This window comes from Halobellus sp. GM3, assembly GCF_052545375.1.
Genome location: NZ_JBQWLT010000001.1, coordinates 335,254 through 348,588, shown reverse-complemented (window position 1 = coordinate 348,588; position 13,335 = coordinate 335,254). Strand labels below are relative to the sequence as shown.

At 69.0% G+C, this 13,335-nt stretch carries 15 protein-coding genes; 9 read left to right on the top strand and 6 right to left on the bottom strand.

Annotation, left to right across the window (positions count from 1 at the left end; translation table 11 throughout):
• Positions 1-41 precede the first annotated feature (41 nt).
• Together ACT3HL_RS01755 and ACT3HL_RS01750 are read left to right on the top strand one after the other, a co-directional pair.
• Positions 42-1,985 (top strand): ABC transporter transmembrane domain-containing protein, encoded by a 1,944-nt coding sequence (locus tag ACT3HL_RS01755; RefSeq protein ID WP_445085083.1) that lies wholly within the window; start codon positions 42-44, stop codon positions 1,983-1,985.
• A gap of 63 nt (positions 1,986-2,048) precedes the next feature.
• Positions 2,049-2,771, top strand: coding sequence for an alpha/beta fold hydrolase (locus ACT3HL_RS01750; protein ID WP_445085082.1), 723 nt, complete (start codon positions 2,049-2,051; stop codon positions 2,769-2,771).
• A gap of 24 nt (positions 2,772-2,795) precedes the next feature.
• On the opposite strand, the gene ACT3HL_RS01745 is transcribed toward ACT3HL_RS01750, so the two are convergent.
• Entirely contained in the window at positions 2,796-3,602 is an 807-nt protein-coding gene (locus tag ACT3HL_RS01745; RefSeq protein ID WP_445085081.1) for a shikimate dehydrogenase, read from the bottom strand.
• Between the two features lie 128 nt (positions 3,603-3,730).
• Here ACT3HL_RS01745 and ACT3HL_RS01740 point away from each other — a divergent pair, with 128 nt between their 5' ends.
• The 5 genes from ACT3HL_RS01740 (at position 3,731) to ACT3HL_RS01720 (ending at position 8,595) form a co-directional block, all read left to right on the top strand.
• Positions 3,731-5,053, top strand: coding sequence for a sodium:calcium antiporter (locus ACT3HL_RS01740; protein WP_445085080.1), 1,323 nt, complete (start codon positions 3,731-3,733; stop codon positions 5,051-5,053).
• An 84-nt stretch (positions 5,054-5,137) separates the two neighbouring features.
• A complete protein-coding gene (locus ACT3HL_RS01735) occupies positions 5,138-6,616 on the top strand; it encodes a D-aminoacyl-tRNA deacylase (RefSeq protein WP_445085079.1) in 1,479 nt (492 codons plus the stop codon).
• A gap of 117 nt (positions 6,617-6,733) precedes the next feature.
• Positions 6,734-7,894 carry a cell division protein FtsZ gene (ftsZ, locus tag ACT3HL_RS01730; RefSeq protein ID WP_445085078.1) on the top strand — a complete coding sequence of 387 codons (1,161 nt, stop codon included), beginning with the start codon at positions 6,734-6,736 and terminating at the stop codon, positions 7,892-7,894.
• A 73-nt stretch (positions 7,895-7,967) separates the two neighbouring features.
• On the top strand, positions 7,968-8,141 hold the full coding sequence (locus ACT3HL_RS01725) for a protein translocase SEC61 complex subunit gamma (protein WP_103992772.1): 174 nt from the start codon (positions 7,968-7,970) through the stop codon (positions 8,139-8,141).
• A 1-nt stretch (position 8,142) separates the two neighbouring features.
• Positions 8,143-8,595 (top strand): transcription elongation factor Spt5, encoded by a 453-nt coding sequence (locus tag ACT3HL_RS01720; protein ID WP_445085077.1) that lies wholly within the window; start codon positions 8,143-8,145, stop codon positions 8,593-8,595.
• 188 nt (positions 8,596-8,783) lie between these two features.
• On the opposite strand, the gene ACT3HL_RS01715 is transcribed toward ACT3HL_RS01720, so the two are convergent.
• Entirely contained in the window at positions 8,784-9,086 is a 303-nt protein-coding gene (locus ACT3HL_RS01715) for a DUF7565 family protein (RefSeq protein ID WP_445085076.1), read from the bottom strand.
• A gap of 206 nt (positions 9,087-9,292) precedes the next feature.
• Between ACT3HL_RS01715 and ACT3HL_RS01710 the strand changes: the two genes are divergently transcribed.
• The gene (locus tag ACT3HL_RS01710) at positions 9,293-10,054 is read left to right on the top strand and encodes a PHP-associated domain-containing protein (protein WP_445085277.1); all 762 of its coding nucleotides are present in this window, start codon (positions 9,293-9,295) and stop codon (positions 10,052-10,054) included.
• A 47-nt stretch (positions 10,055-10,101) separates the two neighbouring features.
• Here ACT3HL_RS01710 and hisH read toward each other — a convergent pair whose 3' ends face one another.
• From hisH to ACT3HL_RS01690, 4 genes are all read right to left on the bottom strand, one after another.
• Entirely contained in the window at positions 10,102-10,803 is a 702-nt protein-coding gene (gene hisH, locus ACT3HL_RS01705) for an imidazole glycerol phosphate synthase subunit HisH (protein WP_445085075.1), read from the bottom strand.
• Between the two features lie 63 nt (positions 10,804-10,866).
• On the bottom strand, positions 10,867-11,502 hold the full coding sequence (locus ACT3HL_RS01700) for a uracil-DNA glycosylase family protein (protein ID WP_445085074.1): 636 nt from the start codon (positions 11,500-11,502) through the stop codon (positions 10,867-10,869).
• Between the two features lie 24 nt (positions 11,503-11,526).
• Positions 11,527-12,201, bottom strand: a complete 675-nt coding sequence (locus ACT3HL_RS01695; RefSeq protein ID WP_445085073.1) for an endonuclease dU — start codon at positions 12,199-12,201, stop codon at positions 11,527-11,529.
• A 72-nt stretch (positions 12,202-12,273) separates the two neighbouring features.
• A complete protein-coding gene (locus ACT3HL_RS01690; protein ID WP_445085072.1) occupies positions 12,274-12,450 on the bottom strand; it encodes a DUF5786 family protein in 177 nt (58 codons plus the stop codon).
• 225 nt (positions 12,451-12,675) lie between these two features.
• Between ACT3HL_RS01690 and ACT3HL_RS01685 the strand changes: the two genes are divergently transcribed.
• Positions 12,676-13,308, top strand: coding sequence for an MBL fold metallo-hydrolase (locus tag ACT3HL_RS01685; RefSeq protein WP_445085071.1), 633 nt, complete (start codon positions 12,676-12,678; stop codon positions 13,306-13,308).
• Positions 13,309-13,335 lie beyond the last annotated feature (27 nt).

Below are 13,335 nucleotides of genomic sequence, written 5' to 3'. Positions count from 1 at the left end.
GGATGGAACCCTTTAGTACCGACGGGACCTGAACGTCGGTGATGGGAAGCGCCGCCGCGGACGACGATCCGTTCGAGCAACAGCGCGAGCGCGCGGACAACCCGATGCGCCGGCTCTTCGCCGAGTACGGCCGTGACAACGCGTTCGCCTTCGTCGTCGGACTGACGTCGAGCGTCGTCGCTCGCGTGCTTGACCTGCTCCCGCCGGTCCTGTTGACGGTCGCGATCGACTCGATCTTCTTCGACGAGCGCCCCTTCTCGCTGTGGCTCGTGCCCGACGCGTGGCTGCCGACGACGCAGGCCGAACAGCTGTATCTCGCCGCGGGGCTGATCGCCGTCTCCTTCTTCGGCGGCGCGGCGTTCCACTGGACGCGAAACTGGGGGTGGAACTCATTTGCCCAGCACATCCAGCACGCGATCCGGACGGACACCTACGACAAGATGCAGCGGCTGAATATGGACTTCTTCGCCGACAAGCAGACCGGCGAGATGATGTCGATCCTCTCGAACGACGTGAACCGCCTCGAGCGATTCCTCAACGACGGGATGAACTCGGCGTTCCGCCTCGGCGTGATGGTGCTGGGCATCGCCGGCATCCTGCTGTACTGGAACTGGCAACTCGCGACCGTCACGCTCACCGTCGTCCCGCTGATCGGCTATTTCACCTACCGCTTCGTCAACACGATCCAGCCGAAGTACGCCGACGTCCGCTCGTCTGTCGGGCAGTTGAACTCCCGGCTCGAAAACAACCTCGGCGGCATCCAAGTGATCAAATCCTCGAACACGGAGGACTTCGAGTCCGACCGCGTCGACGACGTCTCTCGGGAGTACTTCGACGCCAACTGGGACGCGATCGGCACCCGGATCAAGTTTTTCCCCGGGCTCAGACTCCTCTCGGGCGTCGGCTTCGTGATCACGTTCTTCATCGGCGGGATCTGGGTGCTCACCTACCGGGAGACCGGCAGTGCGCCGCTGTTCTTCTCGGGGGGGCTCACCCCCGGCGAGTTCGTCGGCTTCATCCTCTTCACCCAGCGGTTCATCTGGCCGATGGCGCAGTTCGGGCAGATCATCAATATGTACCAGCGCGCGTACGCCTCCGCGGCGCGGATCTTCGGCCTGATGGACGAGCCCGCACAGATCGCCGAGAAGCCCGACGCCGAGGAGCTCGTCGTCGAGGAGGGACGCGTCGTCTACGACGACGTGACGTTCGCCTACGACGACGGCGAGACGATTCTGGAAGACGTCTCCTTCGCGGTCGACGGCGGGGAGACGCTGGCGCTCGTGGGTCCCACGGGGGCCGGGAAGTCGACGGTGCTGAAGCTTCTGCTCCGGATGTACGACGTCGACGGGGGATCGATCTCGATCGACGGGACGGACCTCCGCGACGTGACGGTGCCGAGCCTCCGGCGCTCGATCGGCTACGTGAGTCAGGAGACGTTCATGTTCTACGGCACCGTCGAGGAGAACATCCGTTACGGGACGTTCGGCGCGACCCACGAGGAGGTCGTCGAGGCCGCCAAGGCGGCCGAGGCCCACGAGTTCATCGAAGCCCTCCCGGACGGCTACGACACGGAGATCGGCGAGCGCGGCGTGAAGCTCTCGGGCGGGCAGCGCCAGCGGCTCTCGATCGCTCGCGCCGTCCTCAGGGACCCGGAGATCCTCGTCCTCGACGAGGCGACCTCCGACGTCGACACCGAGACGGAGATGCTCATCCAGCGGTCGCTCGATCGCCTGACCGAGAATCGGACGACGTTCAGCATCGCCCACCGCCTCTCGACGATCAAGGACGCCGATCAGATCGTCGTCCTCGAGGGCGGCCGGATCAAAGAGCGCGGCAGCCACGACACTCTCCTCGAAAACGACGACCTCTACGCCCACCTCTGGGGCGTCCAAGCCGGCGAGATCGACGAACTCCCCGACGAGTTCGTCGAGCGCGCGAGCCGGCGGGCCTCGCGGACGGAAGTCGAGTCCGACGCCGACGACTGAGTCCGACGCCGACGACGGAGTCCGACGGTGCGCTTAATAGGACCATCCGCGTTCACCCGGTCGATGACGACGTTCGTTTTGGTCCACGGGTCGTGGCACGGTGCGTGGTGCTGGTACAGGCTGACCCCCGTGCTGCGGGGCGACGGACACGAGGTCGTGACCCCGGAGCTGCCGGGCCACGGGATCAGTACCGCCGACAGCGCGGCGGTGACGTTCGAAGACTACGTCGACTGCGTTCGGGGTGCCGTCGAATCCGCGCCGGGCGACGTCGTGCTCGTCGGGCACAGTATGGGTGGACACGTGATCACGCAGGCGGCCGAACACTGTGCGGACGCGCTGGAGTCGGTGGTGTATCTGTCCGCGTTCCTCCCGGCGGACGGACAGGCGCTCACCGACCTCGACATCGCGCCGTACGGCTCGGTCGTGCCCGACTACATCACCGTCGACGCCGACCGGGGCGTCGTCGAGTTCGACGAGCGCGGGGCCGCCGAGGCGTTCTACCACGACTGCTCGGCGGAGGTGGTGACGCTCGGTCGCTCGCTGCTCCGTCCCGAACCCGCCGACCCGCGGACCGTCCCCGTCGACCTCACGGCGGAGAACTACGGCCGCGTGCCGCGCGTGTACGTCGAGTCCACGGCGGACAGGGCGCTGCCGATCGAGTTCCAGCGTTCGATGCACGAGGCGGTCGCCTGCGAGCGCGTCTACTCGCTCGACACCAGCCACTCGCCGTTCTTCTCGAAACCGAGCGCGTTGGCGGGGATCCTCTCGGAAATCGCAGACCGCTGACTCGACGCGGGAGTGGGCCGACCACTACGCCAGTTCCGCCCGCAGCGCCTCGTTCATCGCGTCGACCGGCGCGGCCCGGCCCGTCCAGCGCTCGAACGCTTCGACGCCTTGGAAGAGAAGCATCCACGCGCCGTCGATCGTCGTGGCGCCGACCGCCGCGGCCTCCCGCAGGAGCCGCGTCTCGATCGGCGCGTACACGGCGTCGAGAACGGCCAGCCCCGCGTGCAGATTCCCCTCGGGAACGGGCGTCTCTCCGTCGTCGGGGTCCATCCCCACGCTGGTCGCGTTGACGAGTATCTGCGCGTCCTCGACGCGGGAGAGCGTCTCGAGACCGCCCGCGGTCGCGCCGGGGACGTCGGCCGCGAGCGACGCTGCGCGCTCGACCGTCCGGTTCGCGATATGCACCGACGCGCCGGCGTCAGCGAGGGCGAACGCCGCCGCGCGCCCCGCGCCGCCCGCCCCGACGACGACGGCGTCGCGGCCGTCGATCGAGACGTCGTGATACGCGAGCGACCGCTCGACGCCCGCGACGTCGGTGTTGTAGCCCCGCGGGGTCCCCTCCGAGAGATCAATCGTGTTCACGGCGCCGACGCGGCGGGCGACGCCGTCCGGCTCGACCGCGTCGAGGACGTCCCGCTTGAACGGGATCGTGACGTTCAGACCCGCGATTCCGAGCGTCGCCGCGGCCTCGACGGCCGCGGCCGCGGCGTCGCGGTCGGGCTCGAAGGTGACGTAGCGCGCGTCGATGTCGAGCGCCTCGTAGGCGGCCTCGTGCATCGGCGGCGACAGCGAGTGTCCGACGGGGTTGCCCAGCAGTCCGAATACCTGCATACCCACGCCTCGCCGCGCGACCGAGTTAAGTGATGGCTCGGCGGTCAGTTTCGCACGGCAGCGGAGACAGCGCCCCACCGAGCTACGGAACCGCAAGAGATACCCCGAGGAAGAGAGCACATTCGGTGATGACTTCGCGCTTGCGTCACCCGCTCGCAGCCGCGGTCGGGGCCGTCGCGCTGACGCTTCCTTGGGTCGCCTCGTGGGCCACGGGAATCTCGCGGGGGTTCGCTCCGCTCACCGTCGTCGGGGTCAGCGGACTCGCCGTCCTCGGGGCCTCGTTCCTCCTCGCGTGGGGGGCCGAGACGGCCGAAAAGGACGTCCCGCGGGCGTTCGCGATCGCCGTCCTCGCCGTCCTCGCGGTCGCGCCGGAGTACGCCGTCGACGCGCTCTACGCGTGGCAGGCGGCGACCGATCCCTCGAAGGCGAACCTCGCGGTCGCCAATATGACCGGCGCGAACCGCATTCTCATCGGCCTCGGCTGGTCGGGGATCGCGCTGTTTTCGATCTACAAGGCGACCACGGGATCGCGCCGCGACAGGGCCGTCGTGAACCGGGAGGGGACGCTCCGCGACGCGGTGAAGCTCGATCCGAGCATCTCCACGGAGATCCTCTTTCTGTTTCTCGCCACCGTCTTCGCCTTCTTCGTCCCGCTCAACGGCGGCATCGACGCGATCGACACGATCGTCCTCGTTGGCCTCTACGTCACCTACATCGCGATCATCATCCGCGGCGACGTCGAGGAGGGCGACCACCAGATCGGCGTTCCGGCGTACTTCCAAGCGCGGCCGCAGCGAGTCCGGGTGCCGATCGTCCTCACGCTCTTTGCGTACTCCGGGTTTCTGATCTTCACCGCGGTCGAGCCGTTCGCCCACGGGCTGGAGAATCTGGGGCTGCGCTTCGGCATTCCGGAGTTCTTCATGATCCAGTGGATCGCGCCGCTGGCCTCCGAGAGCCCCGAACTCATCGTCACCGCCTACCTCGTGAACAAGGCGCGATCGACGGCCGCGTTCAACGCGCTCATCTCCTCGAAGCTGAATCAGTGGACGCTGCTCATCGGGACGCTCTCCGTGGTCTACAGCATCTCCCTCGGCGCGTACGGCGTGCTCCCGTTCGACTTCAAGCAGGCCGCCGAGATCTGGCTCACCGCCGCACAGAGCTTCTTCGCGATCGCTATCCTCGTCAACTTCCGGATCAGCGTGCGCGAGGCGGTGACGCTTCTCGTGCTCTTCCTCTCGCAGGTCGTCATCGAGTTCGCGCTCATCCGCCTGTATCCGGAGGCGCTCGCAGAGCAGTACTCGATCTACCTGCTGCTCACCTACACCGCGGTCTACCTCGTACTCGGTGCGGGGCTCCTCGCGACGCGGCGGCGCGACCTCCGACGTCTCGCGCGACTCACTGTCGCCAACATCCGCGGAACCCCGGTCCCAGAACCCGACAGAGTGGACTGACGGCGTCCGCGGAGGCCCGGGCCGCCACTCGCTCTCCCGATCCGCTCCGAGACCTTTTATACCGAGAAGGGCCCACTCCCGTGCGTGATCGGCCTTGTCGTCAGTCGAGCGGACTCGGCATCGATCAACGTCGGCGAGGCGCTGCGGTCGCTCGTGGAGTGGGAGCGCCACGACGACCCGTCCGCGAGCGACGCCGACGGCGGCGGGACGTACTACCGCCACGGCGACTTCGAGCTCCGGGAGTTCGAGGAGTGGCACCTCGAACTCGACGGGGTCGCCGAGGCGTTCACTGCCGAACCCGACTTCGTCGCCTTCCTCTCCCGGCACGCCGGCGAGACCGGACCGCTGCTGACGGCGCACTTCACCGGAAACTTCGGTCCCGCGGAGTACGGCGGGACGCCGGGCGAACTCTCGCGCGCCTGCCCGAACGTCCAGCGCGCGGTCGTCGAGGCGTTCGACCGGTACGCGCCCGAGGGCTACGAGGTCGGCATCGAATGCACGCACCACGGCCCGAGCGACGTGGGCGCGCCCTCGCTGTTCGTCGAACTCGGGAGCGACGAGTCGGCGTGGAAAGACCCCGAGGGCGCCCGAGCGGTCGCCCGCGCCGTGCTGGAGCTGTCGGGTACCGAGCCGGACGCGGACGGGACGGCCGATTCGGGCGCGGGGTCGGCCGGTGGTCCGGATGCGGAGTCGACTGCCGATTCGGACGCGAGTAGGCACGTCGTCGGCTTCGGCGGCGGCCACTACGCGCCGCAGTTCGAGCGGATCGTCCGCGAGACCGACTGGGGCGTCGGCCACGTCGCCGCCGACTGGGTGCTGCAGTCGATGGGCTCGCCCGACGCGAACGCGGACGTCCTCGAGCGCGCGTTCGAGCAGTCGGCGGCGACGCGCGCGCTCGTCGTCGGCGACCGTCCCGAACTCGAAGCCGTCCTCGACGATCTCGGCCACCGCGTCGTCGATGAGACGTGGCTCCGCGTCACGACCGGTGTCGGCGTCGACCTCGTCGCCGCGCTCGAAGGCGCGCTCTCGCCGGTCGACGGGGGGCTCCGCTTCGGCGCGGACGCGGAGACGGTCCGAGAGCGGCCCGCAGGCGACGCGTTCGAGATCGTCTCGCTCCCCGACGACCTCCTCGCGGAGGCGTCCGGGATCGACCGTGAAGCGACGTTCGAGGCCGTCGCTTCACGCGTGCTCGCCTTCGAGACGGTCGAGGGCGGGACGAAGCCGCGCGGGCGCGCCGCCGTCCGAGTGGGCGATGGCGACGGCGACAGTAACGGCGCCGTCGACGGCGGCGATTCAGCATCCGACGACGTCGCGGGCGTCCCCGAGGGCGTCGTCGGCGACCTCATCGCGGTCCTCGGATCGAAGTACGACGACGTCGTCCGCGAGGACGACCGCGTCGTCGCCACCCGCGAGACGTTCGACCCGGCCGCGGCGGTCGCGGCCGGCGTTCCCGAGGGGCCGGCCTTCGGCCGCCTCGCCGACGGGGAGGCCGTCGAGGTCGGCGACGAGACGGTCGCGCCCGAGGAGGTTCGCGCCGAGGAGACCGTGTCGTTTCGGCTGTGACGCGTCGTCAGAACCGAATCGACCGCGAACGCCGGCTGTCGCCCCCTGAGCGTCAGACGTCCGTCCGACGAAAGGGGGAAAGATAATGAGGCTGTATTCGGTACGGACGGCCATACTATGGACTCCATCGTCGACGATGCGATAGACGAGGCCGAGGAGACGGGGGATGGGAACGCCGTCGACGCAGCCGCGGACGCGGAGATGCCGCGCACCGGAACGATGACCGACGAGGAACTGCAGGAGGTCCTCGTCGATCTCCAGACCGACATCACGGTCGTCGGCTGCGGCGGTGCCGGGGGCAACACCGTGAACCGAATGCACGAGGAGGGCATCGAGGGCGCGACGCTCGTCGCCGCCAACACCGACGTCCAGCACCTCGTCGAGATCGAGGCGGACACGAAGATCCTGATGGGCGAGGAGAAGACGCAGGGCCGCGGTGCGGGGTCGCTCCCGCAGGTCGGCGAGGAGGCGGCGCTGGAGTCCCAAGAGGAGATCTACGACGCGATCGACGGCTCGGACATGGTCTTCGTCACGGCCGGCCTCGGCGGCGGCACCGGCACCGGCTCCGCGCCGGTGGTCGCGAAGGCCGCCCGCGAGTGCGGCGCGCTCACCATCGCCATCGTGACGACGCCGTTCACCGCGGAGGGCGAGGTCCGCCGGACGAACGCCGAGGCCGGGTTAGAGCGCCTCCGCGACGTCGCCGATACCGTGATCGTCGTGCCGAACGACCGCCTGCTCGACGCGGTCGGGAAGCTCCCGGTTCGGCAGGCGTTCAAGGTGAGCGACGAGGTGCTGATGCGCTCTGTGAAGGGGATCACCGAACTCATCACCAAGCCCGGGCTGGTCAACCTCGACTTCGCCGACGTGAAGACCGTGATGGAGCGCGGCGGCGTCGCGATGATCGGCCTCGGCGAGTCCGACTCCGAATCGAAGGCGCAGGACTCCGTCAAGAGCGCGCTCCGGTCGCCGCTCCTCGACGTCGACATCTCCGGGGCGAACTCGGCGCTCGTGAACGTCACCGGCGGCTCGGATATGAGCATCGAGGAGGCCGAGGGCGTCGTCGAGGAGATCTACGACCGGATCGACCCCGACGCCCGCATCATCTGGGGCACCTCCGTCGACGAGGAGATCGACGGCACGATGCGGACGATGATCGTCGTCACGGGCGTCGAATCGCCGCAGATCTACGGCCGCAGCGACGAGGAGGCCGCGCGACCCCAGCCGAAGCCCACGCCGCAGGCGCCCGAACAGGGCACCGAGATCGACTACGTCGAGTAGCCCCCCGCTCCCGCGGACGTCGGGACAGCTATCAATAGATAGAAAAAGCCCGGCGCACTACCACCACACAACGATGGACGTCAAGTACGACCTGACCAGCTACGTGCGGGTGCTGAAGCTGGCGAGCACCCCCTCGTGGGAGGAGTTCTCACAGATCGGTCTCATCGCCGGCGCCGGCATTGTTCTCGTCGGCTTCCTGGGCTTTCTCATCTACGCGGTGATGAGTTTCCTGCCGGGAGGTGTCTGAGATGCCGATCTTCTCGGTCAAGACCACAGCCAGCCAAGAGCGCACCGTCGCGGACATGATCGCCAACCGCGAGGAGCCGGAGATCCACGCGGTGCTCGCGCCGGACTCGCTCACGAGCTACGTGATGGTGGAGTCGGACAACGACGCCGCGATCACGCGCGCGCTCGAAGAGATCCCACACGCCCGCGGCCTCGTCAAGACCGGCGGCGAGGCGGGTCGCTCCTCGATAGCGGAGGTCGAGCACTTCCTCTCGCCGACACCCGACGTCGAGGGCATCGCCGAGGGCGACATCGTCGAGCTGATCGCCGGCCCGTTCAAGGGTGAGAAGGCCCGCGTGCAGCGGATCGACGAGACGAAAGATCAGGTCACGGTCGAACTCTACGAGGCGACGGTCCCGATCCCGGTCACCGTCCGGGGCGATCAGATCCGCGTCCTCGACAGCGACGAGCGGTAACGGCGTTCTACGGACGCGCGGTAACGAGAGTCTACGGACCCGCGGCTTCGGTGGTGATTTTGACGTGACGGCGGTGAAAAGCGGATGCGTCGAGCCGATAGCGACAGCGACCAGCGACAGGAGGGAAGACGCCGGTCAGTGGAGGGCCGAGACGGCGGCACCGACACACCGATGGTCGCCGTCGACACTCACAGCGCGTCGCGGCGCTTGAGCTCTTCGACGACGGCCCGGAGGTCGGCCTCGTCCTCGATGGCCGCCTTGATGTCCTCGCGGACGCGGACGGCGGTCGAGTCGGCGTCGTAGGCGCGGACGTACTCCGCGCGGGAGTGCTCCTCGAAGGCGTGACGGATCGCGAAGTAGCCGTCGGGGACGACGCTTCCGCAGACCGTGCACTCGTGACGGTCGTGATCGATCGTCTGGTGGATGATCGCGGATTCGACGTCCTCGAACCGCTCCTCGCAGCCGCCGATGCCGCACTTCCACAGGGACATACCCTTTGCCACGGCGAGGGGCGACAAAACCGTTCCGCAGGGCGGGGAAAATAGAAACCACTAACCGGAAGCCCATCCGAGCGACGGCTGTGACCGATACGGCCGCGTCCAGTGGGGGCTCGGGTCGAGACGCCGAGACGTCCGTGTCGGATTCCGGTACGGCGGAGCCCAAAGACGTGACAGCGTCCGCGAACGCCGACGCCGCAATCGACGCGGACGCCACGAACGTCGACCCGCACGTGAAGATCCTGAACGAGCGCGTCGTCTCCCGCGCGAAAGCCCGCGGGCTCGACGCGGTCGTGTACGCCCCGCACTTCACCCGCCTCCCCGAGATCCGCGCCCGAGCGGAGCGCTTCTCCGACGGCGACCTGCTCGTCGTGCCCGCACGCGAGGTGTTCACTGGCACCTGGCGGAACCGCCGGCACCTCCTCGCAGTGGGGCTCTCGGACCCCGTACCGGACTTCATTACGCTAGACGGCGCGCTCGCCGAGTTCGAGAAACAGGGGGCCGCCGTGCTCGTCCCGCATCCGGGGTTTCTCAACGTGAGCCTCGACCGCGACGACGTCCGGACGTTCCGAGACCGGATCCACGCCGTGGAGACGCACAACTTCAAGGCGTTCTCGCGGCAGAACCGCCGGGGGCGCGAACTCGCCCGAGCGCTCGGTCTCCCCGGGTTCGGGTCCTCGTACGCGCACCTCCGCGCGAGCGTCGGCGAGGCGTGGACGGCGTTCGAGAGGCGGATCGAGACCGAGGGCGACCTCGTCGACGCGCTCCGCGGCGGCGCACCGCGCCGCGTGTTCCGGCGACGAGGCGCGCGCCACGCGGCCCGCGGGATCGCCGAGTTCGCACACCTCGGCTACGAGAACACGTGGGGGAAGATCGACCGCCTCTTCCTGTCTGGCACCGAGCCGACGCATCCCGGACACGTCGCTTACGGCGGCAGATTCGAGGACGTTCGCGAGTACTGAGGCGTCACAGCCCACGTGTTGCCGAGGGCGCGACAGGCGAGCGGCGGTCAGCGCTCGGCGCAGTAGTCGACGAAGTTCCGCAGGATCCGAAGGCCGGTCTCGCCGGACTTCTCGGGGTGGAACTGCGTGCCGAAGACGTTCCCGGCCTCGTTCGCGATCACCGCGGGGAAGCGCACGCCGTAGTCCGTGGTCGCGACGACCGCGTCGGGGTCGTCGGGCTCGGCGTAATAGGAGTGAACGAAGTACGCGTACTCGCCGTCGACGGAACCGCCACCGGCGGTTCCGTCTGCCCGTGGGGTCTCTGACCCCACGCCGTCGACGCCGTCGACGAGCGGGTGCTCGCGCTCGACGCGCAGTTCGTTCCAGCCCATGTGCGGGACCTTCAGGTCGGTGTCGAACCGGAGGTTCGTCCCCGGAACGAAATCGAGCCCCTCGACGTGGCCTTGACCGGCGAAGTCGGCCTCCTCGCTCGTCGTGAGAAGCATCTGCATCCCGAGGCAGATCCCGAAGACCGGCTGTCCGCGGTCGGCCGCCGCCGCGAGCGGTTCGCGGAACGGCCCGGCGTTCTCCATCCCCTCGCTGAACGCGCCGACGCCGGGGAGGACGATCCCGTCTGCGGCCTCGAAGTCGGCGGGGTCGTCGGTGATCGAAACCGCGGCCCCCGCGCGTTCGAGCCCGCGCCGGGCGCTCCGGAGGTTTCCGAGCCCGTAGTCGACGAGGACGACGTCAGCTACCGTCTGAACGCTCATACGAACGCTTCGCGGCGGCGGGTCAAGTCGTTTCCGACACCACGGGATGTTGCGGGATGCGCCTCAGTAGTCACCGAGGCTCGCCTGTCCCCCGTCGCTTCCGCTCCCGACGCCGGCGAGGTCCGCCGCGCGGGCGATCGTCTCGAAGAACGTCTCCCGCTGGCTCCCGTCGTACAGCGTCGCCGCCGGGTGGACGGACACGAGCGCGCGGTGGGTGCGTTCGCCGAGGCGGACGTCGACGACGTTTCCGGCCTCCGTCGTCACCGCGACCGATCGATCGAGCAGGTGTTCGGAGGGCACCTTGCCGAGCGTGACGACGAGTTCGGGGTCGACGGATTCGAGTTCGCGTCCGAGGTAGCCGCGGCAGTTCCCGAGTTCCTCGCGCGTCGGGTCGCGGTTCTCCGGCGGCCGACAGCGGACGCAGTTCGTGATCCTGACGTCGGTGCGGGCGAGCCCCGCATCGCGGAGGGCATCGTCGAGGATGCTCCCGGAGCGACCGACGAACGGTTCGCCCCGCTCGTCCTCGTTCGCGCCCGGCGCTTCGCCGAGAAAGACCAGTTCGGCGTCCGCGGGGCCGACGCCGTTGACGATCCGCGAGCGCGACTCGACGAGGTCGGAACAGCGCTCGCAGGCGCGCACCGCCAGCCCGTCCATCGTTCCTCCCCCGTCGGTTCCCGCGTGTCCGTCGTCGGCGGTCATACCGGAGAGGCGGCCGGGCGCGACTTACCCGTGACGGTCCGCGCCGCCGGAGTCGTTGTCGGGGGTGTCGCGTTCTGCGGCCTCCCACTGTCGAGCGCCGCGCGCCGCGAGGCGGGCGACCCGGATCGGCTCCGGACGGCCGCCGACAGGCGTGAACGCCCGGACGATTCGAGCCGCCTCGCCGCGCGGTGCCGCGCCGTCGCCCGCTGTCACATCGTCGCGCGCTGCGTCTTCGGTGTCCGCCACCTCCTCGTCGAGGCCGACGCTTCGGACGAACAGCGTCTCGTCGTTCGCGCGGAGCCGTCGGCGCGGCGGGAGCCGCTCGTAGACCGCGAGACGCGACCGGAGCGCCTCGCCGTCGAACTGCTCACGGAGCGCGGAGTCCAGCCCGGGACTCGCCTCATAGGAGACCGACAGCACCGGCCGGTCGGCAGCCGCCGCGATTCGCGGGAGGTCGAGGACGTTGAACCACGCCGGCGCGACGCCGGAGAGCAGCAGGTATCGCACGTCCTCGCGGTCCAGCCGATCCACGAGCGCGCAGACGGCGTCGGTGGCGTCGAGGCCGCCGACGGTCGCCGTCGCGAACGCGAAGCCGTCGACCGCGCGGTCGGCGCGAACGACGGCACCGCAGAGCGTACAGCGGCCGCTCGATTCGTCCGTCGACTCCGCGATACCGAGCGCACGCGTGCCGGGTTTCACCGGCCGCTCAACTCCGGCCGGCCGTCGGCGCTGCGCTCACAGCCGCGACTCGCGTCGGACGCGGCGCGCTCGTCACTCCTCTTTGATGTCCTGTAGCCGATCGAGGAGTTCGTCGTTCGACGCCCCGATCTCGAACTCGATGTCTCCCCGGTGTTCGGCCTGGGAGGTCGCGATCCCGTCATCGTCTTCGAGATCGGTGTCGAAGTCCTGGTTCTCCTGTTCGGACTCATCGTAGCTCCCAAATCCCATACGAGTAGCGATAGGAGATAGAGTGACAAAAAACACACGCAGCATCGTGTCGTGCCGAGTCTGACACCAAGAGGACAGATTCCGGTCGACACCGTCGGGCGGAGGGTTCGTCGACGTGGGGCGGGGACTTCGTCGACGCAGGGCGGGGAATTCGTCGACGCCCGACGAGGTGTTTTCGTCGACGCGGGGCGAGGGTTTTTCGTCGACGCCGCGGAACCTCGACGTATGGAGATCCACACGGTCACCGAGGGAGCGACCGAGTTCACCTGCAACGCGTACCTGCTCGCCGGCGATCGCCCGGTCCTCATCGACGCCGGCACGATGCCGGGCGTCGAGGACGTCATCGCGGATCGCGTCGACGCTCTCGAGGCGGTGTATCTCACCCACCAGCACGGCGACCACGTCGAGGAGCTCGACGCCGTCCTCGACCGCTTCGACGCCGATCTGTACGCCTACGCCGACCACCCGCGGCGGACCGCGGGCCTCGAGGACGGACAGACAGTCGATCTCTGCGGCGAGTCCTACGAGGTCGTACACACGCCCGGACACGCCGACGACCACGTGTCGTTCGTGGGCGAGACGCGGGCGTTCAGCGGCGACGTCGTCGTCTACAACGACGGCGCCTTCGACGACGGCAGCTTCGGCCGGACGGACTTCCCGGGACAGTCCCGCGATCGGCTCATCGAGAGCCTCCGGACGCTTCTCGATCGGACGCCGGAGACGGTCGCGGAGCTGTACGCCGGCCACGGCGACGTCTACCGGGCGGCTCCCGACGGCGAGAGCGACTCCGTCCGCGACGTGATCGAGCGGGCGCTCGAACGGGCCGAGCGACGGGAGCCGAAATATCCCGAGGAGTAGTGCCGCGCGACCCCGCGAGCGATCGCG

What these genes read in the sequence shown, in the direction of transcription:
- ACT3HL_RS01755 (WP_445085083.1), top strand. Translation starts at nt 42, where the DNA reads ATGGGAAGCGCCGCCGCGGACGACGATCCGTTCGAGCAACAGCGCGAG.
- ACT3HL_RS01750 (WP_445085082.1), top strand. Translation starts at nt 2,049, where the DNA reads ATGACGACGTTCGTTTTGGTCCACGGGTCGTGGCACGGTGCGTGGTGC.
- ACT3HL_RS01745 (WP_445085081.1), bottom strand. Translation starts at nt 3,602, where the DNA reads ATGCAGGTATTCGGACTGCTGGGCAACCCCGTCGGACACTCGCTGTCG.
- ACT3HL_RS01740 (WP_445085080.1), top strand. Translation starts at nt 3,731, where the DNA reads ATGACTTCGCGCTTGCGTCACCCGCTCGCAGCCGCGGTCGGGGCCGTC.
- ftsZ (WP_445085078.1), top strand. Translation starts at nt 6,734, where the DNA reads ATGGACTCCATCGTCGACGATGCGATAGACGAGGCCGAGGAGACGGGG.
- ACT3HL_RS01725 (WP_103992772.1), top strand. Translation starts at nt 7,968, where the DNA reads ATGGACGTCAAGTACGACCTGACCAGCTACGTGCGGGTGCTGAAGCTG.
- ACT3HL_RS01720 (WP_445085077.1), top strand. Translation starts at nt 8,143, where the DNA reads ATGCCGATCTTCTCGGTCAAGACCACAGCCAGCCAAGAGCGCACCGTC.
- ACT3HL_RS01715 (WP_445085076.1), bottom strand. Translation starts at nt 9,086, where the DNA reads ATGTCCCTGTGGAAGTGCGGCATCGGCGGCTGCGAGGAGCGGTTCGAG.
- hisH (WP_445085075.1), bottom strand. Translation starts at nt 10,803, where the DNA reads ATGAGCGTTCAGACGGTAGCTGACGTCGTCCTCGTCGACTACGGGCTC.
- ACT3HL_RS01700 (WP_445085074.1), bottom strand. Translation starts at nt 11,502, where the DNA reads ATGACCGCCGACGACGGACACGCGGGAACCGACGGGGGAGGAACGATG.
- ACT3HL_RS01690 (WP_445085072.1), bottom strand. Translation starts at nt 12,450, where the DNA reads ATGGGATTTGGGAGCTACGATGAGTCCGAACAGGAGAACCAGGACTTC.
- ACT3HL_RS01685 (WP_445085071.1), top strand. Translation starts at nt 12,676, where the DNA reads ATGGAGATCCACACGGTCACCGAGGGAGCGACCGAGTTCACCTGCAAC.